Genomic DNA, 25,607 nt, shown 5'->3' with positions numbered 1-25,607 from the left:
ATCCTTTTTATCTGTGGTAAAAACATAATAACAGCCTTATGCCAATTTTCAAAATCAAACATATCACCAATTACAAATACGAATTACCTGTTCGCGATAGCGCCAACCAGATTATTTTATTTCCGATTAAAGATGATTTCCAAAAAGTGGTTAAACACGATCTGAATATCTCCGGAAGTCCGGAAATTGAAATCTTTATCGATTATTATGGTAATGAAGTCGGCACCTTCACTCAAAACGAACCGCATACCCAACTCAAAATCTTTTCAAAAGTAAGTGTAGAAACATTTGCCAAACCCTTACCTCAAGATGATATGTTCAGCAGCGAGCAATGGAACAGCCTAAATGCACTGAAATACGAAGTTCCTTATATTGATTATTTGCGTCAGGAAAGTTTTGATGGCATTGTTCAGCTAAAAGAAACAGCTTTAAGCATTAAAGGACCTGAAGATACACCCTACCAAACCGCAATAAAATATTGTGCCGATGTATTTAACAATTTCGAGTACATTAAAGGTGTAACCGCAGTAGATACTACCATTAACGAAATCTTGAAACTTAAAGCAGGCGTTTGTCAGGATTTTGCACATGTATTAACTGCAATGTTGCGTTTAACAGGAATTCCGGCAAGATATGTGAGCGGTTACATCTGCCCCAATAGAGATGGAATGCGGGGTGAGGGCGCCACCCACGCCTGGGCCGAAGCTTATCTTCCTGAGTATGGTTGGCTAGGCTTAGACCCTACCAACAACTGTATCGTTAACGAAAACCATGTGCGTTTAGCAGTTGGCAGAAACTTTACCGATTGTTCGCCCGTAAAAGGCGTTTACAAAGGTGGTTTCGAACACCTAATGGAAGTTAATGTATCAGTAGGTTACAACGATGAAGATTTTAACGACAACGATACCTATTTCCAACCCAAAGAGGTTAATTACACTAAACCTACAGGAACGATCACTAATGTCAGAACACAAAACAGCTATCAGCAATACATGGAAGCAATTCAACAGCAACAACAGCAGCAACAGTAGTTGGTTTCAGCTATTGTTTCTCGATTTTCAGTCGTTAATTAACCGTTTCAAATACACAACAGCAGTGGAGATCTACATCAAATCTCTACTGCTTAATATTTCATCAATCCCCTCATTTTCAATAATCCACATGCCTATACGCTCATCGGTGATTCCATCCATAAGTGTATATGTAAATGTAGGCTTATTGCCTTCCATTTTGGTAAATAGATATTTGAACATAATATTTTCATTATCCTTCAACATTTCAGCCACTTCAATAATATGTGTCGAAATCATAAAATAACAATCTTTTATTTTAGAAAATGATTTAATAATAGCTAAAGATCCATCAAACGCGTCTTTTACATTTGTTCCTCTAAACAGTTCATCAAAAATTACAAAAATATGCTTAGCATCCCTAATCTTTTCCGCAACGTGTTTTACCCTTAAAACTTCATTATAGAAATGACTATAACCTTCATTTAAGTTATCGGGTAGGTTTATGGTCGATATCAATCCTTGCCAAATACCTGTTTCCATATATGCTGCAGGAACCGGAAGTCCTAAATGTGCCAGATAAATCGAAATGCCTACCGATTTTAGAAAGGTCGATTTCCCGGCCATGTTACTGCCTGTAAGAAAGCAAACATTTTTCCCTGTCTCAAATTCAACATCATTAACTACCGGATAGTCTAAAAAAGGGTGAAAAACACCCTTAATTTGGAGATGATGATTGTTTACATCTAATTTTGGTAGTGTAAAATTATATTTCTGCCCTACTTTAACTACAGAAAAATAGGCATCAATTTGATGGATTAAATCCAAAAACCGTTTAACTACACTTAACACTGTCCCCCGAAATATAAAATCAAGCTGCTCTAATTCGAATAAGCTAATCTTCTTTTCATCCCGTTCAACAATGGTTTTAATTAATTGTTGTTTAAATAAGGTTAGCACTATATCATCAAACGTTCTAACCAACTCGGGCTTAGCTTCCTGATCCAATTCAGCAAAAACTTCGATCAACTTTTTAAGTAAGGAAACAATTTCTTTTATGCCTTTTTCTTTTAAATAATATGCCTGATTTGGATAAAAGAAATAATTGATGGATTTGGCTAATGCCGAAATCTTAGTATAGAATTTGATTTTACCATTCTGTATCAGATAACTTTCAACAAACTCTATATTGGTGCGATCAAAGTTTAAATTACCCTTATAGCTAGATAGATACCTAATTAAACCTTGCCTTTGCTTTATGATCTCAATATCTGTAGATGGTGCTTTAAAAATTTCGAGCAGTTTATCACTGCCTTTAATTGTAGATGTGAAGTTGAATAAAGAAAAGAGACTTTTATTTGAGCCATAAGCATCAAATATGTTTAAATCAGTTAAGGTTTGTTTATCTATATCAAATTTATTCATGAGGCATCTTTTAGCATTAAAGCAAATGGTCAACTAAAAATTAAGTTAAATATAGATTGAATATGGCAAAATTAATTTGATATTAAAATCATTTAAGGATAAGAATTTGGCACAAATTACAACAGCATCCAATTTGCAGTTTCCAGTTGACTGTTCAGATTGCCCCAAGCTAAAAAAACTGAAAACTGTGCACTGAAAACTGCTAACCGATACATTTTTTTTTCTAAATTTGCGCCTTTTACAAATAACAATATGATTAAGAGACAGCAAATTAAAGATTTATTAAAGTCGACAGCATTTGACACAGAAGTAACGGTTATGGGATGGGTTAGAACTTTCCGTAATAATCAGTTTATTGCATTAAATGACGGGTCTTGCATGAGCAATATCCAGGTAGTGATCGATTTTAATAATTTGCCTGATGAGCTGTTAAAAAGAATAACAACAGGCGCAGCCATTTCTGCAACCGGTAAACTGATCGAATCGTTAGGTAAAGGTCAATCTGTTGAAATTAAAGCTACAAGTGTTGAAATATTAGGCGATAGCGATCCTGAAAAATTTCCGTTACAACCAAAGAAACACAGTTTAGAGTTTTTACGCGAAATTGCACACTTGCGTTTTCGCACCAATACTTTTAATGCCGTTTTCAAGGTGCGTCATGCATTGGCATTTGCCATTCACCAATTTTATAACGAACGAGGTTTCGTATATATGCACACCCCTGTAATTACCGCTAGTGATGCAGAAGGTGCTGGTGAAATGTTTAAGGTAACTACTTTAGATTTCGATAATACGCCACGTACAGAAGATGGCAAAGTAGATTTCTCTCAGGATTTCTTTGCCCGTGCCACCAACTTAACGGTATCTGGTCAGCTGGAAGGTGAATTAGCGGCAATGGCTTTCGGACAGATTTATACTTTCGGACCAACTTTTAGGGCTGAAAACTCAAATACAACGCGCCACCTGGCCGAGTTCTGGATGATTGAGCCTGAAGTTGCCTTTGCAGATTTAGAAGACAATATGCAGCTTGCAGAAGATATGATGAAGTATGTAATTAAATATGCTTTAGAGAACTGCAAGGATGAATTGGAATTCCTAAACACCCGTTTAGCTGAGGAAGATAAACAAAAACCACAGAACGAGCGCAGCGAGTTTAGCTTACTAGAGAAACTGGATTTCTGTTTGGCAAACGATTTTGAACGTTTAACTTATACAGAGGCAATCAGGATTTTAAAATCTTCGAAGCCCAACCAAAAGAAACAGTTTAAATACCTGATTGACGAATGGGGTGCTGATTTACAAAGCGAGCACGAGCGTTACCTGGTAGAAAAACACTTTAAAAAACCGGTAATCCTAACCGATTATCCTGCAGATATCAAATCGTTTTACATGCGCCAGAACGAACCAGATGCAGAAGGAAGAAAAACGGTTGCCGCCATGGACATCTTATTCCCAGGTATTGGCGAAATGATCGGAGGATCGCAACGTGAAGAGCGTTTAGACCGCTTAACAAGACGTATGGAAGAGTTAAACATCCCTCAGGACGAACTTTGGTGGTATTTAGATACCCGCCGTTTTGGTTCTGCCCCGCACGCTGGTTTTGGTTTAGGTTTCGAACGTTTGGTATTGTTCGTAACCGGAATGACCAACATTCGCGACGTAATCGCTTTCCCAAGATTCCCGAAAAACGCAGAATTTTAATGGGTTTAGGGTTTAGGGTTTAGGGTTTAGGGTTTAGGAAAAACAAACCTTTGTACTAAAGAAGTCAAGTTTTAAAAAACTTGACTTCTTTTTTTTTGCGTCATACTGAACTTGTTTCAGTATCTATCATGCAACAAAGATCCTGAGCTGAATCCGATAGCTATCGTATCAGGATGACGACCAAATCAATATAAGCTCGCACCAATTAAGCATTTCAAGCAAATCGTCCTAGCGTGACGCCTCATGGGTAAAAAACGTTTGGTGGGTTACACATTAATAGATCCCCTATCCCTGCCACCTAAACCCGATTGAAGCGGTAGCTCCTGGCTTCATGCCAGGACTACAAGCAAAAAGCGGGACCGAACAGAACCCATGCACCACTGCACCTGATTTTCTAAAAACCCTTATTTTTTCCCTTTGGCTACACCACCGAAGTTCTGCCTACACTTATCCCCCAAAGCCTCTGCGCTATTAACGCCCATCATCATGCATTGTATCTCCGTATGGATTGGCATGTGCATAATCAACCGCAGATACTTTATAATCGGTTGGCGCAAAACTTTGCGAAGTACTCAACGCCATGCCCAGTTCGTAACGGGTTGGATAAGGTGTTTGTAATAAACTACCTGCAGGAATATATGGAAAACTCTCTAAATAACTCTGTATCACACTCGGACTCACCCTCCTGTTGATGTAAGCACGGCTTAGCTGATGCGTTTCCCTTAAACCTGCGGCCCCCAATAGTTCAACAGCACTGGCCACGGTAAGGTTATGGAAGTTTTTAACACGAACGGTTTTATCTTCTACCACAAGGCCTTTCATTAAACTCTGATCTTGTGTGGCTACACCAGTTGGACAGGTATTGCTGTTACATTCTAAAGCCTGAATACAACCTAAGGCAAACATCATTCCACGGGCCGCATTACACATATCGGCACCCAATGCTATATTTTTAACCAGATCGAAACCTGTTGCCACTTTACCAGAGGCAATAATTTTAATGTGTTTCTTTAAATCGAAACCGTTTAATACATCATAAACAAAAGCCACACCCTCACGCAAAGGCATACCTACCGAATTCGAAAACTCTTGTGGTGCAGCACCTGTACCACCCTCGCCACCATCTACGGTAATAAAATCAGGATAAATCCCCGTTTCTATCATCGCTTTACAAATGGCATAAAATTCGCTTTTACGACCGATACAAAGTTTAAACCCTACCGGTTTGCCTCCTGATAAATCGCGAAGTTTTTTAACAAATTCGATCAAACCAATCGGTGTATTAAATGCCGAGTGTGCCGGTGGAGATAATACATCTTTACCTTCGGGCACCAAACGGATCCTGGCCACCTCTGGTGTTACTTTTTTAGCTGGCAACATCCCGCCATGACCAGGTTTAGCCCCTTGCGAAAGTTTAATTTCGATCATTTTAACCTGATCGGTTTTTGCCCGCTCGGCATAAGCATCGTAATTGAAAGTGCCATCTGTATTGCGACAGCCGAAATAACCGGTACCAATCTGCCAGATTAAATCGCCACCGGGCTGACGGTGGTAATCGCTGATGCCGCCTTCGCCGGTGTTGTGGGCAAAATTGCCCATTTTGGCACCGCCATTTAAGGCTAAAATGGCATTCTGACTTAACGAACCAAAACTCATGGCCGAAATATTATAGATACTGGCCGAATAAGGTTTCGTGCAGTCTGGTCCGCCAACGGTAACGCGGGGATCTAAATTTAATTCGTGGTGTGAGATGGCCGCAATGCTATGGCTTAACCACTCGTAACCATTATCATATACGTTTAACTGCGTTCCGAATGGAATGGTATCATTATCTTTTTTGGCACGCTGATAAATCAACGAACGGTTTAACCTGTTATAAGGTGTACCATTGGTATCGCTTTCTACAAAATATTGATAAACTTTCGGCCTCAACTCTTCCATAAAATACCTTAAACGGCCAAATACCGGGTAATTTCTTACAATACTGTGTTTAGGCTGGTATAAATCGTACACGCCAAGCAGTACAAAAGGACCTGTGAAGATGAATGTCCACCATAAAAAAGGATGGTACAAGCCCAGCATAATGGTTAGGGCAATTAAAAATCCGGCAATTGCGACGAAAGCTTTTCTCATAAATAATAGATTAGCGTATGTTTTGTTGATACAAAGATTAGGATTATTAAACAACTGACACCATTAAATTGTTATTTTTACGCTATGCTTATTAAGATTTATCCAGAAAACCCAAACGAAAGGGCCATTGAACAAGTTGTAGAGGTACTAAAAAAAGGTGGCCTGATCATCTATCCAACAGATACGATTTATGGTTTGGGCTGTGATATCACCAACCCGAAAGCGATCGAAAAAATCTGCCGCATCAGGGGCATAAAACCCGAAAAGGCAAATTTCTCTTTCATCTGTCACGATTTAAAGCATATTTCTGATTATATTAAACCTATTGATAATACCACCTTCAGGGTGTTAAAAAAAGCTTTACCAGGTCCGTTTACCTTTATTTTTAACGCCAATAACAACGTACCTAAATTACTAAGTTCTAATAAAAAAACAGTGGGTATCCGTGTACCCGATAACAACATTGCACGCTGTATTGTTAAGGAGTTAGGCAACCCCATCCTTTCTACTTCGATAAAAGATGATGATGATGTAATTGAATATTCTACCGATCCGGAACTGATCCACGAAAAATACGAAGACCTGGTTGATTTAGTGATTGATGGCGGTTTTGGTGATAATGAAGCTTCAACGGTGATTGATTGTACCACAGGTGAATTTGAAGTGATTCGTGAAGGGAAAGGAAATATTGAAGAGTATTTGTAGCTAAAGGGTAAAACCAATATTTTTTAGCCACAGATTGACACAGATGCATACAGATAGAAAAGTTTAAGCCAATTCGAATCATCAGGGAGTGAATTTTATTCCCACAAACCGCTAATTTAAACGCATCTTTTTAAATATGATTTTAGGCATTGTGCTAACTCCCTCTAAAAAACTCAACTGCCTGTACCGAAGAACGCCGTCAATCCCAAGTGGCGGAAGGATCAAAAAAACAGTTGCAGTAGAGCACAAATGGCACCGCCAAACCTGAAACGCAGTGGTTTTGTGTTCGTAAACGATCATTCAAAAGCTTTAAGTGAATTGAACACAAAACAATGCCGATGTTTTTTTGATGAGCGTGGGATGGTGAGAAGCCACATTGCCGGATTGACAAAGCATTTTTGCATACTTTTGATGCCTCAAAAGTTTGATGCCCCGAGGCATAGAGCGGGAAGAAAAATCTCCTTACCCATTATATCTACTTAACCGAAAATCTGCAGATCTGCAAAAACTCCCCAAATCCTCAGAATTTATCAACATCTAACCTAAATATCAAAGAAATATATAAATTTATATTTTTAAAAGTTTACTCCCCAAGCTTTTAACCAAACTAACAACTAAATTAATATACCTGTAATACTGAATTAACATGTTACCACTATTTTCGTAACCTAATTACTCTATATGGCGCTACAATTACTTCAATAATACTGGCTTCCCAGTTAGAATCATCTGCCAGACAAATGATTTCCCAAAATCCGAGTTATAAATAGCCTTAATCAATAGTTTGAGTAGTTATTTTACCCTGGATCATTAAAATTTTCTAATCCTTATTATTCTTTATGGCAAAACTCTACTTCAAAGTAACCACACCTTAGCGGGATCGTTCCCTGAAATTCCGTAAGCAACATACCCTTATTTTGCTGACCAACTTATTCTAAAAAATCATTCATCATTTCATATCCCTAAAAAAATTATATGAAAAAACTTTTATTATTTTGTTTTACAATGCTTTTGGCAACTTCATTGTTTGCCCAAAGTTTTAACGGAACCTACAGTTTCAGTAGTGTTTCTACTACCACTGGTAAAACAGACCCCACTGCGGTTCCAACTGCAACCGGAGTTACCTTTGGTTCTTTTACCGCTAACGGGGCCGTTTCTGCCAATCCCAATGCCGGCGGAAGGTTTTCTTTCACTAGTCAGCCTACGGGCGCAACCAATGCCAGCGATGTTTTTACCGGTGCCATAGATTTAACCAAATACTATGAGGTTACCATTACACCTGTTTCGGGTTTTACCTTAAACATCACCGGAATCAAATTTACCTTACAACGCTCCGGAACCGGGATCAGACAGTACAGTGTACGATCAAGCAAAGATGGTTATGTCGCCAATTTACCAGCATCTGTATCTCCTGCCAATGCAGATCTTCAGGTAGTAACCGGGAACATTTTTCAGGTGCAGGATGCAGCAACAGCTGCTGAAGCAGGCAGTACCATTACATTAACAGGTTTTACCAGCATTACTACCGCAACTACTTTTCGTTTTTATGGTTACAATGCCGAAGCTGCAGGCGGTACCTTTAGTATTGATGACGTAGCCATTTCTGGTTCTGCCCTCTCTGGCACCGATAATACGCCCCCTGTAAATACAGCTTCATATCCTAAAACATCAAATATTACCTCAACCTCTTTTAGCCTGACCCATAATATTGATGAGCCGGGTAAAACTTATTACGTGGTTACTCCATCAGGTAGTCCCGCTCCAACACCTGCCCAGGTAAAAGCTGGCTTAAATGGAAGTGGCACAGCAGCCATTAAATCTGGTTCTTTAATTAATGCAGCCAATACCGATGTGAGCACTTCAGTTACCGGATTAACCGCGACAACAAATTACGCCGTTTACGTTGTGGCAGAAGATGCTGCAAGCACACCTAATTTACAAACTTCGGTTGCGCTTCTTAATGTAACCACACTGGGCACGGCTGATGTTACCCCACCCCTAACTGCAGCAACTTACCCAAAAACCACAATGGTTACCACAACTTCGGTAGCTTTCGTTAATAACATCAACGAAGCGGGTACCACTTATTACGTTTTAGCCCTTTCCGGAGGCACTGCACCAACACCTGCACAAGTTAAAGCTGCACAGGATGGTACCGGAGCTGCTGCTTTAAAATCTGGATCGTTTGCCAATGCCGCAAATGCAGATGCCAGCGCATCCATTACCGGCTTAACAATTGCAACAGGTTATACTTTATATGTAGTTGCACAGGATGCTACCGGCAATTTACAAACCACAGTAGCTACTGTAGATGCCACAACCGCTAATCCTCCTTTGGTGAGCGCACCGGTAATCATCAGTCAGTATTACGAAGGTACCTCAGTAAACAAATGGATTGAATTAACCAACCTCACCAATGCCCCAATCAATACCGCATCACCTCAGTTAAAATTAGCCTTATACAATATTTCGGGCGATGCAGGAAATATCAACATTACGGGTGCACCATCTCAAATTGTTGATTTAAACTTCACCATCCCTGCACTTGGATCGGTATTATTAGGAAATACGGGCAACAGCAATACCGAAGTCCCTTACCTTAGTCCCGCCAGCGCCATATTAAACAGCAATACCGTAATCAATTTCAATGGAAATGATGGCGTAGCTTTATTAGATGCGAATAACAACATCATCGATGCTTTCGGGCAAGGGGTAAATGCCAAAGATGTTTCTTATGTAAGAAGCCTCAATGTTACTGCACCTAGTTCAGCTTTTATTGCCGACGACTGGACCAGAACACCTTTAGCTACCGTTCAGAATGCCATTGATGATGACGATGCCAACAGATTAGGCGTACATTTTCCGCCAAACCTGCCTACCTGTGCTGCGCCAACCAGCCCGGCAACTGCATTAACTTTTAGTGCAGTAACCACAGGCAGCATCACCGCTACTTTCACTAAATCAACTGATGCCAACGAATACCTGATCATCAGAAGTTTAAACACAACTTTAAATGCAACCCCGGTTGATGGCACCGCATATACCATTGGCTCTGCTTTTGGCGGTGGTACAGTAGTGAATAAAATTGTAAGCAATACCTTTACCGATAACGGTTTAACCAGCTCTACCACTTACAATTATTTTATTGTTCCCTTAAATAACCTTTCTTGTACAGGCGGACCGAAATATTTAGCCACCAATATTTTAACCGCTGCACAAACCACCAAAACTTTATTGCCTTGTGCCACTCCAACCGCACAGCCCACAGGTTTTACCATTACTTCTTCTAACTATAATTTTATCCAGGCCTCTTTCACTGCTCCAAGTTCAGCTGATGAATACCTGGTGGTGATGAGCACCAGCAATACTTTAACCGCAGCTCCGGTAAACCAAACGGTTTATAACGTGGGCGACGCTTTAGGTGGTGGTATCGTAGTAAAAAGAGGAACAGGCACTTCGTTTATCAGAAATGGCCTGACTCAAAACACCAATTATTATTTCTTTACCTATGCCGTAAACAGTGCCTGCAGTGGTGGCCCATTGTATTTAACTACACAGCCACTTTTGGGGAACTTTAAAACCGGTATCCTGGATGTAAATAAATTAAATTTCTACTATGGCAACTTACACAGCCACAGCAGTTATTCTGACGGAAATAAAGACGATTTAACCAAAAAGCCAGAAGATGATTATGCCTTTGCCAAAACGGCAATGAACCTCGATTTCCTGGGGATATCAGAGCATAACCACACCCAGGCAGGCATGTCATTAGCCAACTGGCAACCGGGTATCGATGCCGCTAAAAGAGCAACAACTTCTACCTTCGTGGCCATGCACGGTATGGAATGGGGCGTAATCAGTGGCGGCGGACACGTAATTGTATACGGTATCGATTCACTGATCGGCTGGGAATCTGGCGAAAATCAGATTTATGTACCTAAAAGCACCTACACTGGTCCTGCAGGTTTATTCAGGATTATTAACCGCCATGGCTTAAATGCCGTAGCCACCCTGGCCCACCCCAATACAACCGATTACAACAACATTTCGGCTACTTACGATTTAAGTGCAGATAGCGCCATTGTAGGTACCGCGCTCGAAAGTGGTCCTGCTTTTTCAACCAATGTTACCTATTCAGATCCGGCCAGCTCGATGAGTTATTTAAGCTATTACAACCGGATGCTTGCTAAAGGTTATCACCTTGGGGCAACCATTGATCATGATAACCACAATTTAACTTTTGGCAAGCATACCCGTGCCAGGTTAGTGGTATTGGCCCCTGCCCTTACCGAAAATGATTTATTGGATGCCATTAAAAAGATGCGTTTTTATGCTTCAGAAGATTCGGCTGCTAAAGTGGTTTTCACCATTAACAAACAACCCGTAGGTAGCGTATTTAAAACAGCTGGTGCGCCACAAATCTCCGTGAGTTCGATTACCACCAGCCCGGTAACCAGTATCCGGATTTTATACGGAACACCTGGAAGCGGTACCAATCCCGTAGAGTTAACCACCAGCCCAACAGCAAGTTTAACTTACACCGATAATGCCTTGGCCAACTTAGCCACCGGCTATTATTATGCTGATATTGTGGAAACAGACGGAAGCCGGATCATTACCTCTCCTATCTGGTACAGCAGGGATGATGCAACCGTTAAAAAAGACCAGACCATTACTTTTACAGCCACCAGAACCGCTACTTATGGCGACCCTGATTTAGTTGCAGGCGCTACCAGCGATAATACCGCGATAAACATTACTTATGCCAGTAGCGATACCAATATTGCCACCATCAGCAATAACGATATCCACATTGTAAAAGCAGGTACCGTAACCATCACGGCCGATCAGCCTGGCGATACTTTCTTTAACCCGGCAGTAGCCAAACAACAGGTATTAACCATTGCCCCTAAAGCCATTGCCGTTACGGCAGATGCCAAAACCAAGGTAGAAGGCACCGTTGATCCGGCATTTACCTATGTTTCTACCCCGGCATTAATTGGTACCGATGCCTTTACAGGCACATTAAGCCGTGTTACCGGCGAAACTGCCGGCGATTATGCCATTCAGCAGGGCACATTGGCCTTAAGCACCAATTATGCCATTAACTATACGCCGGCTAACCTAAAAATATATGCCAAACCAGTTGCAGCCTTAAGTGGTAATATTTCTATCCCTGTAAATACAACAGCGCCGGTTATTACCTTTACCGCAACCGCAGGTACAGCGCCATTTACCTTTAGCTATAATATTAATGGTGGTGCCAGCCAAACTTTAACATCAGCAACCAACACGGCAACTGTAACAGTGCCAACCAATACCGTAGGTACTTTTCTTTATACCGTTACCAGCATTACCGATGCTTACAGTACCCAGCCGCAAAACATCTCCGCTACGGTTAAAATTAATCCTATTCCCGTGGCTGGCATTGCAGGAACTACCGCTTTATGTTTAAACGGTACCGCACCAACGGTTACATTCACTGGTGGAAACGGAACGGGCCCGTACGTGTTTACCTACAACATTAACGGCGGCACAAGCCAAACCGTTACTACAATGGGTACAAACACTACTGCTACTTTAACCGCTCCCGCAAACGTTGCAGGTACTTTTAACTACAATTTGTTAAACGTTAGCGATGTAAACGCTGGTCAGGCACAAAGCGGAACAGCAACCATCACGGTGAGGGCTTTAGCTACCGCAGGTATTTCAGGATCAACAGCTGTACCTAACCTGGCCGCAGCACCTAATATTACCTTTACTGGTGCCAACGGAACCGCACCATACACATTCACCTACAACATTAACGGTGGCACAAACAGAACGGTTAGTTCAACAGGCAATACCGCAACCGTTTCGGTGCCAACCAATACAGTGGGTACTTTCGTTTACAATTTAGTAAACGTGGCCGATGTAAACTGCGGGCAGCCGCAAACCGGTTCAGCAACCGTAATTATCCGTCCGCTGCCAGTGGCTGCTATTGCAGGTACTACATCCGTGTGTAACTTCGGTTCATCGCCAAACATTACTTTTACCGGTTCCGTAGGTACAGCGCCTTATACCTTTACTTATACCGTAAACGGAGGCAGTAACCGTACCGTAACCGCCAGTTCTACTACCGCAACGGTTAGTGTACCAACCAATTCAACAGGTACATTTACCTACGCTTTAGTTAGCGTAACCGATGCTTATGCCAGTCAAACACAAGCCGGATCGGCAACTGTAACCGTAAACGCTTTACCCGTAGTTTCCATCAACAGCAATAAAGGTTTATCCATTTCTAAAGGTGATGCCATCATCTTAACAGCTACCGGCGGTACACAATACAGCTGGTCTGGTTCAGATATCGTTAGCGGACAAAATACTTCAACCTTAACCATCAGGCCAAAACAAAGTGGATCTTACCGCGCTACCGTAACCAATGCAAGTGGTTGTGTAAGCGATCAAACCATTGTTATTACGGTAATAGAAGATTATAAACTGGAAGCCAGCACCGTGGTAACACCAAATGGTGATGGGTATAACGATAAATTTATCGTGAAAAATATCGATTACTATCCAAACAATACCTTAAAGATATTTGATAAGGCCGGGCGCATGTTATACACCAAACATACCTATGCCAACGATTGGGACGGAACGATAAACGGTAGTCCGCTAAGCGAAGGCACCTATTACTACATCATCGATTTAGGGAATGGTATCGGTACATTTAAAGGTTATATCAACATCATTAGAGACTAATTACAGACATGAGAGCAATTACAAAAAACATAAAGCAAATGCGTCGCGTAACGTTTCTATTTGCTGCAACTACATTATTTTTAGGATCTGCAAAAGCGCAGATCCTTCCACTAAACGCACAATATTTCCAAAACCGTTACCTCATTAACCCATCTATGGCCGGTATTGATGAAGGTTTCAACATTAACGGAAGTTTCCGCAAACAATGGTCGAACATTCCTGGTGCACCTATTACCCAGAGTGTAACCTTAGATCAGCAGGTAAACAAAGTGGGCTGGGGGGTAAATATCTACAACGAAAAATCGGGTGGCATTCAGCGCACCAAAGCGGTGGGTACTTTTGCCTATCACCTGCCATTAAATAACGACGACCAGAAGTTAAATTTTGGGATCTCTTTTGGCGCAAGTCAGGATAAACTCGATTTAAGCAGTGTAAGAAACAGCGACATCAACGATCCATCCATCGCCCGTTTTAACGACAGGGGTTATTATTTAGATGGCGATTTCGGGATCTCTTATACTTCAAAAGGATTAACGGTTGAAGGTGCCGTACCCAACATGCGTTCTGTTTTCAGGAAAGATGATTTAAACTTTGCCGATAAACCAACCTTTTATTCGGCAGTGAGTTATAAATTCGCTTTAGGATCAGGCATCGATGGAATCAGTTTAGAGCCAAAAGGTGTTTTCAGGGGGATTAAAAACTATGATAATTTGTGGGATGCAGGTGTAAACGCAAACTTTGCCAACGATAAATTATACCTGATGGCCATGTACCACAATACACAAAACGCCACCATAGGTTTTGGAATGAACTATAAATCGACCTTGTATTTTATGGCTTATTACAATACCGCCACTTCAGCCATCAGCGGTTATACCGATGGCGATTTCGAAGTGAATATCCGGGTAAATATTGGCAAGAAACCGTAATTAAAGAATAATCGTCATCCCGAATTAATTCGGGATCGTAATGCAACAAACTTTAGGATTCGCATCCGGAAGGAAAAACCGAATGACTTAAGCCGCAGACCGAAAGATCTGTGGCTTTTTTTATTGATCGCAGCCCTCACCCCTATACGCCTTCGGCACCTTTCCCTGAAAAGGGAAAGCGCTAAAAAACAAATTACCGCATACTGCACTATGCACCCCACTATCTGCTCCCTGCTATCCGGCCTGGCAGATTTTCGTAGGAAAAAGCACGGAAATCTTTGCACTTCCCCCTCATTACCCCACAACCCAAGGCAGGATCAAGCGGGAGCGCAGGCCCAAAGCAAGGGTAAGAGCCTCGATGCTGCCGCAATAAAGATTTCCGTAGCTTTTTACAAGAAAGGATGCAAGCCTTGATTTTTGGTTACCTTTTTATTGAGTGGCTGTTGCACAACTAACAGCCACTCAAGAGAAAAGAAAGAGCCCCTCGGTGGCGGCGAACCGATAGAAATTTCCATCGGTAGCCGATAAAAATTTTCATCCGTAACCGAGGCAAGCCCGAGCCAAGGGAAGCCCATTAGCTAGTGAATAAACACAAACAAGTGATATACACTCAGAGATCCTTCGTGCCTCAGGATGACAGAAACTTACCATGAATAAAAACAACCCTTTTCCTTACATCATCCCTTCATTTTTATTACTTTTACCACTATGGCTAAATTAATCAATCTGGAAGCATTTCAGCGTTTCTTCCGCTCCGGACAAGTAGGTGGTTTTTTACTGTTAATCTGTGTAGCCATCTCCTTAATCATTGCGAACACATCCTCAAAAGAAGGTTTCGAAGCCTTTTTGGAAACTAAATTAGGTTTTGGTGAAATTAATTACAGCATCCTGGCCTGGATTAACGATGCCTTAATGGCGGTATTTTTCTTATTAGTGGGACTCGAAATTAAACGCGAACTCGTAGAAGGTGAGTTATCTTCCATTAAAAGTGCAGCCTTACCCGTAATTGCAGCCTTAGGCGGCATGCTTATTCCCGCAATTATTTATTCTTTATTTAATAAAGGTGCAGAAACCGCCGGAGGCTGGGGTATACCCATGGCTACCGACATTGCCTTTGCCCTTGCCATTATCGCCATGCTGGGTAAAAGTGTGCCCACCAGTTTAAAAATATTCCTCGCCGCGTTGGCCATTGTAGATGATCTTGGTGCCATTCTCGTCATCGCGATCTTTTATACCAACCAAATCCATTTCCAATACCTCGCCATGGCAGCTGGTGTATTAGCGCTATTAGGCTTAATGAATTATTTCGGGGTGAAGAAACTGGTCTTTTACCTCATCCCGGGTGTATTCCTTTGGTATTTCATCCACCACTCAGGCATCCACGCCACCATTGCAGGGGTATTACTGGCTTTCACCATCCCCACCAACGAAACCGACATCGAATCGCCCTTAGAAAAACTGGAGCACTTTTTAACTACTCCGGTAAATTACCTCATTATGCCCGTTTTCGCACTGGCCAATACCAATATCACTTTCCAAAAAGAAATACTTACCGGACTGGTTTCACCCCTCGGCCTCGGCATTATCGTCGGTTTATTTCTTGGCAAAACCATTGGGGTAACCTTTTTTAGCTGGCTCGCCGTGAAACTGAAATGGGCCGATTTACCCACCGGAGCAGGCTGGAAACATATCTTAGGTTTAGGCATGCTGGCCGGAATCGGTTTTACCATGTCGATTTTTATTGCCCTGTTATCTTTTAGCGATGTATTGCATGTTTCAGAAGCCAAGTTTGCGATATTAACAGCATCAATCTTATCGGGCGTGGTGGGTTTCGTGTTTTTGAAATCGGTTAAAGCTAAGGGTTAACTACAAATTTTAACCACAGAGATCACAAAGAAAAAATCACAGAGCGGCACAAGGACCCCTATCCGCCTATCGGCAGCTTTCAGCTGAAAAAGAAAGAGTTTGAAAAGACAAATTACTGCGCACTGCTATCCGGCATCGGAAATGATGGAAGGAGAAAACGTTAAAGCTTTAGCACTTCCTTTCAACTTACCACGACTACGAGGCAGCACGCCCTCCCCGATTTTTCATCGGGGCTTGTGCTGGCGACCAAAAAGCTTTGACGAATTTATCCAACATCAGATCCAGGCCTTGATTGTTTGTTTCTTTATCATCAAGTGGCTGTTGCACAACTAACAGCCGTTGATAACTTAACTTCAGTTTTTTCTAGTTTCTCCGTATTTTAAGTCATGCAAGGAAAAAAGCACTTTCAGGAAAAGCTATTTGTAAGTTTCCAGCTTTCAAATGCGGTTCCTGTCGACAATATTTACCGAAGACTTAAAGATCTCATCGATTTTAGCTTTATGTATAAGGCAACTTGTAATTATTATGGTGGAGAGGGACAAAAAAGTATTGATCCTGTTGTTTTTATTAAATTAATGTTGGTTGGTTATCTTGAAAACCTGAACAGTGACCGCCGGATTGTCTCTACTTCTAAAATGCGAATGGATATACTTTTTTTTCTTGGATATGATCTTGACGAGGAACTTCCATGGCATAGTACCTTGAGCCGTACCAGACAGCTCTATGGGCAGAAAGTATTTACCGAAGTGTTCCAACTGGTACTTAAGCAGTGTATCGACAAGGGGATGATATCAGGACGAAGGTAAGCAGTAGACGGGGTTTATGTAAAGGCCAATGCTTCATTAGATAGCATGGTTGAAAGGGAGATCCACCTAAAAAGAACCCCGGCAACAAGACACATTACAGTCCATCAGACCCGGATGCAAAAATGTCGGTTAAGCCGGGCAAGGCAACGGCACTTAACTTTTTAAGTCAGGTAAGTGTTGATACTGCCTCACATGTGATTACCCATATTGAGGCATTTAGTGCAGATAAAAGAGATAGCCAATGCCTTGAAGAAATGGTAAAAAAAGTAAAAAACACCCTCAGCTCCCATGGTCTTATCCTGGAAGAGGTTATAGCGGACGCCGGTTACAGCAGTGGAGAGGCACTAAAGGCTCTTGAAGAAAATAATATTCAGGGATATATACCGAACTGGGGCCAATATATACATGAACGCCCCGACTTTCCCTACAATGCTGAAGGTGATTTTTATACCTGTCCGAACAATAAGAGATTGACCTATAGGGGAAGCCAAAAAGATGGCAATTACATTAATAAGCACTATAGAACTAGTATAAAGAACTGCCACTCATGCTCATTTAGAAATAACTGTAGTGCATTGAAAACTCAAGGCCCGCTTATAAAACAAACCGAGGATAGCCCCTATTACGAGCGGATGCATTATCGCATGCTTACCAAAAAAGCAAAAATACTGATGAAAAAGAGGCAAAGCACTGTGGAACCTGTAATTGGCTCGTGAGTTAATAACAATGGCATGAAAAAGATAAATACAAAGGGGCTAGCTCAAGCAAATAAATGCATGACTATGGCGGCAGTTGCCTATAATCTGAAAAAGCTATTAAGGTTTACCGAGCGTAAAATTCAGGTTAACTACATGGCGAAAGCAAATTTACAACGAATAGTCAAAAACAGCTTCAGAACAGCCTGCTTAAATGTATCAAGCGCCATAGTTGTCGTCAAAAACCATTTGCATTTCAGCCAGTCAATCAGACAAATGCTCACACTGACAGCAAACTAAAATAAAAATAAGAAACAGCTTGATTCAATATTGATGTTGCGCAACAGCCACTCAAGAGAAAAGAAAGAGCCCCTCGGTGGCGGTGAGCCGATAGAAATTTTCCATCGGTAACCGAGGCAAGCCCGAGCGAAGGGAAACTTATTAGCTAGTGAGTAAACACAAATAAGTAATATACACTCAGAGATCCTTCGTTCCTCAGGATTGACAGCAATAGGGGGAAAACGGAGTGGGCGTGGTACCGATGGCGGATAACCCATAGTAGTAAGATTGTTTCGTGCTTCGCAATGTCGGAGTTATTGTTAAATGACGAAATGAGGGAAATAACGGACTAGGCACTTAGGATGACAACAAAATAAAAAAAGCACCAAGAACATCGCGCTCTTAGTGCCTAAATTTATACACAAATCCTTAAAAAAACCTATCAGGTTTTTAAAACCTGATAGGTTTTAAAGTCAAATTAATTCCAGCCGCCGCCCAATGAGCGGTATAAGCCTACAACAGCATTTAACTGCTCTGTTTTAATCGAAGCCAGTTCAAGCTCGCTTTGCAATAAATTGCCTTGTGCCGTAATCACCTCTAAATAGTTGGCCATACCGCTTTTAAACAATAAACTTGCATTTTTTGAAGCCTGTTGTAAAGTCAACGTTCTTTTTTCAGCAATGCTATATTGCGTTTTCAATTTCTCTACTTTCGTTAACTCGTCTGACACTTCGCCAACCGCATTCAATACCGACTGACGGAACTGGATCACTGTTTTTTCACGGTCGATTTTAGCCAGCGCTAAATTGCTTTTTAACTGTCCACGTTGAAAGATTGGTTGTGTAATACCACCAGAAACCAATCCAAATAACGAAGCAGGTACATTAAACCAGTTACTTGCTTTAAAAGAGTTTACGCCCCCACTTGCGGTAATTACCAGCGAAGGATATAAACTTGCTTTCGCTACACCAACCTTTGCGTTGGCTACCGTTAAAGCTAACTCTGCACTTTTAATATCTGGCCTGCGGCTTAACATAGCCGACGGAAAACCTGAATTTAAATCCTGTGGGATTACCATTTTATCCAAACGGCTTTCACGGTTGATTGATTTTGGCAGCGTACCGATTAACACACTTAAAGCATTTTCCTGCAAAGTTACATTCTGCTCCAAACGAGGGATTAGTTGTGCCGCGACCAATTGTTGTGCCTCAGCCTGTTGTATCGCCAGCGAAGTAACCTGACCTGCATCAAACTGTAAATTGATAATCCTTAACGTGCTATCGTTCAGTTTTAAGTTCTTTCTGGCAATTTCCAGTTGTGCATCAAGCATTAACAGGTTATAATAACCTTGTGCAACATTGCTCACCAAACGGGTTTGTACTGCCTTACGCGCTTCCTCTGTCTGCAAAAAACTGGCTAATGCGCCAGCTTTTTGATTACGGATTTTCCCCCAGATATCAGCTTCCCAAAACACACCTAAATTAGCACTGTAATCTTCAATGTGTGTAGAACCTGTAAACTGGTTCAGACTTAAACCATTTAAACTGTTATCAGATGGACGGCTTGTACTTGCCGCAACCTGCAATTTCAGTTCAGGTAAATAACCCAGTTTCGATTGTTTAAACAATACCTCAGCTGCATCGATATTTTTCAATGCAATTTGCATGTCGTAATTTTTAACCAGTGCTGTATCAATTAAATTTTGAACAGTAAGGTCGTTGATAAAACTTTTCAAGGGCATAGTGCCAATGCTCGAAGAGTCTTTTGGTGATGTGTTTCTGAATAAGCCTGGCACAACATTTGGCAGGGCTGTATCTTTCGAAACCGAACATCCGCTCCAGATTAAAGCAAGGAGCAGGATGGTAACTATATTAAACCGTTTCATAAACTGCATGATTATTTACAGGTTCTTCATGGTGCTGAACAACCTCATTTGATGATTTTTTTGATATTTTTTCCTGTAAAGCCTGGAAGATGACGAAAAGTACCGGAATGATAAATAAACCTAAAATTACACCTGACACCATACCGCCGGCAGCACCAATACTAATGGAGTGGTTACCCTGTGCCGATGGACCCGTTGCAATACTCATCGGGAATAAACCGAATACAAACGCAAGTGATGTCATAATGATCGGTCTGATCCTTAATCGAGCCGCTTCTATAGCCGAATCAACCAAACTCAGCCCTGCTTTTCGTCGCTGCACCGCAAACTCTACAATCAGGATGGCGTTTTTAGCCAGCAACCCGATTAGCATAATCAGCGCTACCTGTACATAAATGTTATTTTCGATACCAGTTAAACCCAATACCACAAACACACCGAATATACCCGTAGGGATAGATAAGATTACCGCCAATGGTAAGATGTAACTCTCATACTGTGCAGATAATAAGAAGTAAACAAACACCAAACAAAGCAGGAATATCACTGTAGATTGTCCACCTGAAGAAATTTCCTCACGTGTTTGTCCCGAGAATTCGTACGCATATCCCGTTGGTAATTGTTCCTTAGCCGTTTCCTCTATCGCTTTAATCGCATCACCAGAACTGAAACCCGGTTTAGGGATCGCATTTACCTCGATGGAGTTAAACAAGTTATAACGCGAAGCCGTTTCCGAACCATACACACGCGTTAATTTAACCAGCGTACTAATTGGCACACTTTCTCCCGCCTTGTTTTTAACAAACACACGGTCAATACTTGCAGGATCAGTTCTGTCGGCAATATCAGCCTGAACCACCACACGGTAGTATTTACCAAAGCGGTTAAAATCTGATGCTTGCGCAGTACCAAAATAAGTCTGCATCGTTTGCAAAATATCTTTTTTGCTTACGCCCAGCTGATCCGCTTTTTCGTCGTTAACATCCAGTTGTAACTGAGGATAATCTGCTTTATATGAAGTAAAAGCATAAGCAATGGCTGGTTTCGCCATTAACTTTCCGATAAAGTTATTCGCTACTCCACTAAATTTATCCAGCCTGCCATTCGTTTTATCCTGTAACATTACGTTCATAGCCTCAACGTTACTAAAACCCGGTACCGTTGGAAAACTGAACACGAAGAAGGTACCGGCAGATATAGCGGCCATTTTACCCCTTACAATATTTTGTATTTCATCGATATTTTTAACCGCCCCCCTTTCTTCATTTGGTTTTAACAATAAGAAAATCTGACCAGCCGAAGGACTGTTTGATGCCGTTAAGAAATTATAACCTGCTAACGACATGACAAATCTTGCAGATGGCATAGCCCTTAACTCTGCTTCAGCCTGTTTTAACATTTTATTGGTATTGGCTAACGATGTTCCTGATGGACTAGCCACCGCAATAGCCACAAAACCCTGATCCTCTGTAGGAATAAAGCCCGTTTTTGTTTTGCTTACCAAAAGAACAGTAACCGCAACGATTAAAGCAAGCCCTGCCATACTGATCCATTTATGACGGATAAGTACTTTTAAGCCACCAATATAACGGTTGGTCATGTAATTAAACCCGCCATTAAAGCCTGCATAAAACTTGTCAACAAAGCCTTTTTTAGGTGCTTTATGTCCGTGTCCCCCTGCTGCATGTTTGTTCTTTAAAAATAAAGCAGCCAATGCAGGACTTAAAGTTAAAGCGTTAACCGCCGATATAATAATGGCTATCGCCATGGTTAAGGCAAACTGTTTGTAAAATATACCTGTTGAGCCCGTCATAAAACCAACCGGTAAAAATACCGCTGCCATTACCAGTGTAATCGATATAATGGCCCCGGTAATTTCATTCATTGCCTGGATGGTTGCCTCTTTCGGTGTAAGCGTAGGGTCTTCTTCCATTTTGGCATGCACCGCTTCTACCACCACAATCGCATCATCTACCACAATACCAATGGCCAGTACCAATGCGAACAGTGTTAAAAGGTTAACAGAGAAGCCGAACAACTGCATAAAAAAGAACGTACCAATAATCGCTACCGGAACCGCAATGGCAGGAATTAAAGTAGACCTGAAATCCTGAAGGAAGATAAATACCACGATAAATACCAGTAAAAAAGCTTCGATCAAGGTATGCTCCACCTGGTTGATGGATTCATCAAGATCGGTTTTGGTACGGTAAAACTGGTTGTATTTAATACCTGCCGGAAAATCTTTTGATAATTTTGCCAACAGTTTATCAATCGAAATCTGGATTTCGTTGGCATTCGAGCCTGATAATTGGATTACACCAATGGTAATACCATCATGTCCGTTTAAACGGTTTACACTACCATAACTGTAAGCACCCAACTCTACACGGGCCACATCTTTTAAACGTAATATAGAACCATCCGAATTAGAACGGATCGCAATATTCTGATATTCCTCTGGTTTGGTAAGTTTACCTTTATACTTAATGATATATTCAAAAGCCTCATTACTACGTTCACCAACTCTACCTGGTGCTGCTTCCAGGTTTTTATCCTGAATGGCAGTAATCACTTCATTAGGGGTAATTTTATATGTGGCCAGTTGACTTGGGTTTAACCAAACACGCATCGAATAATCTTTAATACCACCAAATACACTGGCAGAACCTACACCCGGGATACGTTTAAGTTCGGGAATGATATTAATCTGCGCATAGTTATTTACAAAAACAGCATCGTATTTTTTGGGGTCTTCTGAGTAAACGCCGATAGCACCAATAAAACTATTTTGTTGTTTAGTAGTGGTGATACCATATTGTACAACCTCCGAAGGTAACTGGCTTGTGGCCTGCGAAACACGGTTTTGCACGTTAACCGCTGCCTGATCGGGGTTGGTACCTTGTTGAAAGTAAACCGTAATCGCCAGGGTACCATCATTACTGGCGCTGGAGGTCATGTAGGTCATGTTTTCCACACCATTAATTGCTTCCTCCAGTGAAGGAGTTACCGAACGCAAAATCGTTTCGGCATTGGCCCCGGGATACACAGCAGTTACCAATACCGAAGGAGGTGCGATATTTGGAAAGCGCTCTAAGGGCAACTTTGTTAAGCCCAGTATACCAACTATTACCAATAAGATGGAAATAACAGTCGAAAGTACAGGCCTGTCTATAAATTTCTGAAACATGACTTTTTAAATTTTATGGTCGTATTATTTTTTTGTTCTTGCAACAGCTACTTTATCTGTTGCTTTTTGAGGCTGGATTACCATACCCTCCTGTAATTTATCAACGCCGCTTAACACAATCTGGTCGCCAACCTTTACCCCGTCTTTAACCAGGTAATTTTCGCCGCTTTTACCAACAATGGTAATGGCTTGTTTCTTAACCTTGCTGCTATCGCCTACCGTAAATACGAATACTTTATCCTGCATTTCTACTGTAGATGATTGAGGTACCAAAATGGCATCATCATGTTGCAAGCCTAAACGGATTTTACCCGTATTACCCGAACGAAGCACTCCGCTCGCATTAGGGAAACTTGCCCTTAAAGTAATCGCACCGGTGTTTTTATCAAACTGACCATCAATCATATCGATTTTACCTTTAATTGGATAAGCAGAGTTGTCGGCCAATAAAAGCTCAACTGCAGGTAAATGTTTAATCCTGTCGGCAGGTGTTTTACCCGGGTAGTTTGCATTAAAATTGTTGAAATCGTTTTCAGCAAGTGCGAAATAAACATGTACTTCGTGGATATCCGATAACTGTGTTAAAGCAACCTGATCGCCTGGAGAAACCAAACTCCCTTGTTTTTTAGGGATACGGCCAATGTAACCACTTACCGTAGCCTTAACATTGGTATAACCTAAGTTGATCTGTGCAGAAGCTACACTCGCCTTAGCCTGTTCCGCATTGGCCTGGGCAATTTTATAAGCCGTTTTAGCGGTCTTCAACTGAAAATCAGAAACAACTTTGTTTTGAACCAGCGGGGTTAACTTATCCACTTCAAGCTGTGCGTTTAAAATGGCAGCTTCAGCAGCGTGTAAGCTTGCTTTCGCATTGTTTAAAGCCTCGCGGAAAGGGTTTTCGTTAATTTTGAATAAGGTTTGTCCGGCAGTTACATAAGCACCTTCATTAACCAAAACACTTTGTAAGTAACCACTCACCTGCGGGCGGACATCGATATCAACAGCGCCTTGAATAGAGGCCGGATATTCGATATACGTGGTTTCTGTGCTTGAGTTAATGGCGCTTACCGGCAATGATGGCGGAGGTGGAGCACCAGCTGATTGCTCAGGAGATGATTTACAGCTAAGCAAAATTATAGAAAGAAGAGAAACTGTTAACATTGATTTAATACCATTAAACCATTTAACGGTGTTAAGTAAAGGATACAAGCGATGTAGAGATTTCATATAATTAAATTTAATTGGATTATTGTGTATAAATAATTTAACAGTGTTAAATTACGGTGTAAAAAAAATATTTTAACTGTTAATTGATAACGTGATGCCTTTGATGGCATCTTTTAAAATTTGTTGGTTTAGTTCGTCGGTTGTTCTTCCGTTGGGGCGAACAAGATTGATGGAAATTAACCCGTGGATGATTGACCAATAAGTGTAATACTTCATACAGATATCATCTTCAGAAACCGGTTTCTTTTCGAATAACGATTCAATTACATCGCCTAACATACTTCCTACGTTTTCGGCTTCGGCCATTGAATTTTTAACGGTACAACAAACCATATCCACACCATACATCAACTGATAAAATTCTTTGTGGGCAAAGGCGAAATTCCAGTAGGCAATCCACATGGCTTCCATTTTATCTTCTGCTGATTCGTGTTTGTCCCTCGCTTCGCGGATATCTTTCGCCAACAATAAATATCCTCTTCTGGTAAGTTCCAGTAAGATACCATCTTTGTTAGAAAAGTATTCGTAAATAATGGGGGCAGTATATTCAATCTGGTCGGCAATTTTACGCATACTCAATGCCTGCCAGCCCTCTGTTTGAACAATGTTCAAGGCAGCATCCAGAATTTTTGTTCTGGTTTCATCTTTTAAACGTAGAATTCTTTCTTTACTTCCCATGACTGGAATATTAGGTGTAAATAATCTAACACCGTTAAGCAAATGTAGAACCAATTCCAGAATTCACAATCATTCATTTGTCATAAACATTTTATTACCTGGTTTTGCACCTAACAATCAATCTTTAAAGCATTTAAATGAACATTTTTGAGTTGATCCATTTATTAAAAAATTACAGATCATGATTTTTCGCGCTACAAAAACAACTGACATCGCAGCGATACAAATTGTCAGGTTTAAGGTAAAGACACCCATTTTGGCAGATCCGGCATAAATTATCGTCATTGCGAGAAGGCTTTTCAGCCGACGAAGCAATCTTTCTAGCAGGATCCTT

The 25,607-nt window shown here is 41.2% G+C and carries 16 protein-coding genes; 9 read left to right on the top strand and 7 right to left on the bottom strand.

Features of this window, described 5'->3' with window-relative positions; translation table 11 throughout:
• Positions 1 to 38 precede the first annotated feature (38 nt).
• Complete coding sequence (locus R2R28_RS23220; protein WP_316828042.1) at positions 39 to 1,031, top strand: transglutaminase family protein; 993 nt, start codon at positions 39 to 41, stop codon at positions 1,029 to 1,031.
• 72 nt (positions 1,032 to 1,103) lie between these two features.
• Here R2R28_RS23220 and R2R28_RS23215 read toward each other — a convergent pair whose 3' ends face one another.
• Positions 1,104 to 2,435 carry a MutS-related protein gene (locus R2R28_RS23215; RefSeq protein ID WP_316828041.1) on the bottom strand — a complete coding sequence of 444 codons (1,332 nt, stop codon included), beginning with the start codon at positions 2,433 to 2,435 and terminating at the stop codon, positions 1,104 to 1,106.
• Positions 2,436 to 2,687: 252 nt separating this feature from the next.
• Between R2R28_RS23215 and asnS the strand changes: the two genes are divergently transcribed.
• Positions 2,688 to 4,136: an asparagine--tRNA ligase gene (gene asnS / locus R2R28_RS23210; protein WP_316828040.1), complete on the top strand. Its 1,449-nt coding sequence runs from the start codon at positions 2,688 to 2,690 to the stop codon at positions 4,134 to 4,136.
• A gap of 471 nt (positions 4,137 to 4,607) precedes the next feature.
• Here asnS and R2R28_RS23205 read toward each other — a convergent pair whose 3' ends face one another.
• On the bottom strand, positions 4,608 to 6,269 hold the full coding sequence (locus R2R28_RS23205) for an FMN-binding glutamate synthase family protein (protein ID WP_316828039.1): 1,662 nt from the start codon (positions 6,267 to 6,269) through the stop codon (positions 4,608 to 4,610).
• Positions 6,270 to 6,353: 84 nt separating this feature from the next.
• Between R2R28_RS23205 and R2R28_RS23200 the strand changes: the two genes are divergently transcribed.
• From R2R28_RS23200 to R2R28_RS23170, 7 genes are all read left to right on the top strand, one after another.
• Positions 6,354 to 6,974 (top strand): L-threonylcarbamoyladenylate synthase, encoded by a 621-nt coding sequence (locus tag R2R28_RS23200; protein ID WP_167293758.1) that lies wholly within the window; start codon positions 6,354 to 6,356, stop codon positions 6,972 to 6,974.
• A gap of 975 nt (positions 6,975 to 7,949) precedes the next feature.
• A complete protein-coding gene (locus R2R28_RS23195) occupies positions 7,950 to 13,718 on the top strand; it encodes a CehA/McbA family metallohydrolase (RefSeq protein WP_316828038.1) in 5,769 nt (1,922 codons plus the stop codon).
• A 38-nt stretch (positions 13,719 to 13,756) separates the two neighbouring features.
• Positions 13,757 to 14,647 carry a PorP/SprF family type IX secretion system membrane protein gene (locus R2R28_RS23190; protein ID WP_316828037.1) on the top strand — a complete coding sequence of 297 codons (891 nt, stop codon included), beginning with the start codon at positions 13,757 to 13,759 and terminating at the stop codon, positions 14,645 to 14,647.
• 708 nt (positions 14,648 to 15,355) lie between these two features.
• Positions 15,356 to 16,513: a Na+/H+ antiporter NhaA gene (gene nhaA, locus R2R28_RS23185; protein WP_316828036.1), complete on the top strand. Its 1,158-nt coding sequence runs from the start codon at positions 15,356 to 15,358 to the stop codon at positions 16,511 to 16,513.
• A 386-nt stretch (positions 16,514 to 16,899) separates the two neighbouring features.
• Positions 16,900 to 17,319 carry a transposase gene (locus R2R28_RS23180; protein WP_316828035.1) on the top strand — a complete coding sequence of 140 codons (420 nt, stop codon included), beginning with the start codon at positions 16,900 to 16,902 and terminating at the stop codon, positions 17,317 to 17,319.
• Positions 17,320 to 17,441: 122 nt separating this feature from the next.
• Positions 17,442 to 18,035, top strand: coding sequence for a transposase (locus R2R28_RS23175; protein ID WP_316828034.1), 594 nt, complete (start codon positions 17,442 to 17,444; stop codon positions 18,033 to 18,035).
• A gap of 15 nt (positions 18,036 to 18,050) precedes the next feature.
• A complete protein-coding gene (locus R2R28_RS23170) occupies positions 18,051 to 18,314 on the top strand; it encodes a hypothetical protein (protein ID WP_316828033.1) in 264 nt (87 codons plus the stop codon).
• A gap of 457 nt (positions 18,315 to 18,771) precedes the next feature.
• Here R2R28_RS23170 and R2R28_RS23165 read toward each other — a convergent pair whose 3' ends face one another.
• The 5 genes from R2R28_RS23165 to R2R28_RS23145 form a co-directional block, all read right to left on the bottom strand.
• Positions 18,772 to 20,178, bottom strand: a complete 1,407-nt coding sequence (locus tag R2R28_RS23165) for a TolC family protein (RefSeq protein ID WP_316828032.1) — start codon at positions 20,176 to 20,178, stop codon at positions 18,772 to 18,774.
• The gene (locus tag R2R28_RS23160; protein WP_316828031.1) at positions 20,165 to 23,368 is read right to left on the bottom strand and encodes an efflux RND transporter permease subunit; all 3,204 of its coding nucleotides are present in this window, start codon (positions 23,366 to 23,368) and stop codon (positions 20,165 to 20,167) included. The genes R2R28_RS23165 and R2R28_RS23160 overlap by 14 nt, the downstream gene beginning before the upstream one ends.
• 24 nt (positions 23,369 to 23,392) lie before the next feature.
• Positions 23,393 to 24,595 (bottom strand): efflux RND transporter periplasmic adaptor subunit, encoded by a 1,203-nt coding sequence (locus R2R28_RS23155; protein ID WP_316828030.1) that lies wholly within the window; start codon positions 24,593 to 24,595, stop codon positions 23,393 to 23,395.
• A gap of 72 nt (positions 24,596 to 24,667) precedes the next feature.
• Positions 24,668 to 25,273 carry a TetR/AcrR family transcriptional regulator gene (locus R2R28_RS23150; protein ID WP_316828029.1) on the bottom strand — a complete coding sequence of 202 codons (606 nt, stop codon included), beginning with the start codon at positions 25,271 to 25,273 and terminating at the stop codon, positions 24,668 to 24,670.
• Between the two features lie 117 nt (positions 25,274 to 25,390).
• Positions 25,391 to 25,607 (bottom strand): hypothetical protein (locus R2R28_RS23145; RefSeq protein WP_316828028.1); only part of this gene is annotated, 217 nt, incomplete at its 5' end.

This window comes from Pedobacter miscanthi (assembly GCF_032678605.1).
GTDB lineage: Bacteria > Bacteroidota > Bacteroidia > Sphingobacteriales > Sphingobacteriaceae > Pedobacter > Pedobacter miscanthi_A.
The sequence above is the reverse complement of the archived record's forward strand: the minus strand, read 5'-3'. Positions and strand labels throughout refer to the sequence as shown.

Bases quoted from the DNA above. Each gene is read 5' to 3' on its own strand.
- R2R28_RS23220 (WP_316828042.1), top strand. From the start codon at position 39: ATGCCAATTTTCAAAATCAAACATATCACCAATTACAAATACGAATTA.
- R2R28_RS23215 (WP_316828041.1), bottom strand. From the start codon at position 2,435: ATGAATAAATTTGATATAGATAAACAAACCTTAACTGATTTAAACATA.
- asnS (WP_316828040.1), top strand. From the start codon at position 2,688: ATGATTAAGAGACAGCAAATTAAAGATTTATTAAAGTCGACAGCATTT.
- R2R28_RS23205 (WP_316828039.1), bottom strand. From the start codon at position 6,269: ATGAGAAAAGCTTTCGTCGCAATTGCCGGATTTTTAATTGCCCTAACC.
- R2R28_RS23200 (WP_167293758.1), top strand. From the start codon at position 6,354: ATGCTTATTAAGATTTATCCAGAAAACCCAAACGAAAGGGCCATTGAA.
- R2R28_RS23195 (WP_316828038.1), top strand. From the start codon at position 7,950: ATGAAAAAACTTTTATTATTTTGTTTTACAATGCTTTTGGCAACTTCA.
- R2R28_RS23190 (WP_316828037.1), top strand. From the start codon at position 13,757: ATGCGTCGCGTAACGTTTCTATTTGCTGCAACTACATTATTTTTAGGA.
- nhaA (WP_316828036.1), top strand. From the start codon at position 15,356: ATGGCTAAATTAATCAATCTGGAAGCATTTCAGCGTTTCTTCCGCTCC.
- R2R28_RS23180 (WP_316828035.1), top strand. From the start codon at position 16,900: ATGCAAGGAAAAAAGCACTTTCAGGAAAAGCTATTTGTAAGTTTCCAG.
- R2R28_RS23175 (WP_316828034.1), top strand. From the start codon at position 17,442: ATGTCGGTTAAGCCGGGCAAGGCAACGGCACTTAACTTTTTAAGTCAG.
- R2R28_RS23170 (WP_316828033.1), top strand. From the start codon at position 18,051: ATGAAAAAGATAAATACAAAGGGGCTAGCTCAAGCAAATAAATGCATG.
- R2R28_RS23165 (WP_316828032.1), bottom strand. From the start codon at position 20,178: ATGAAACGGTTTAATATAGTTACCATCCTGCTCCTTGCTTTAATCTGG.
- R2R28_RS23160 (WP_316828031.1), bottom strand. From the start codon at position 23,368: ATGTTTCAGAAATTTATAGACAGGCCTGTACTTTCGACTGTTATTTCC.
- R2R28_RS23155 (WP_316828030.1), bottom strand. From the start codon at position 24,595: ATGAAATCTCTACATCGCTTGTATCCTTTACTTAACACCGTTAAATGG.
- R2R28_RS23150 (WP_316828029.1), bottom strand. From the start codon at position 25,273: ATGGGAAGTAAAGAAAGAATTCTACGTTTAAAAGATGAAACCAGAACA.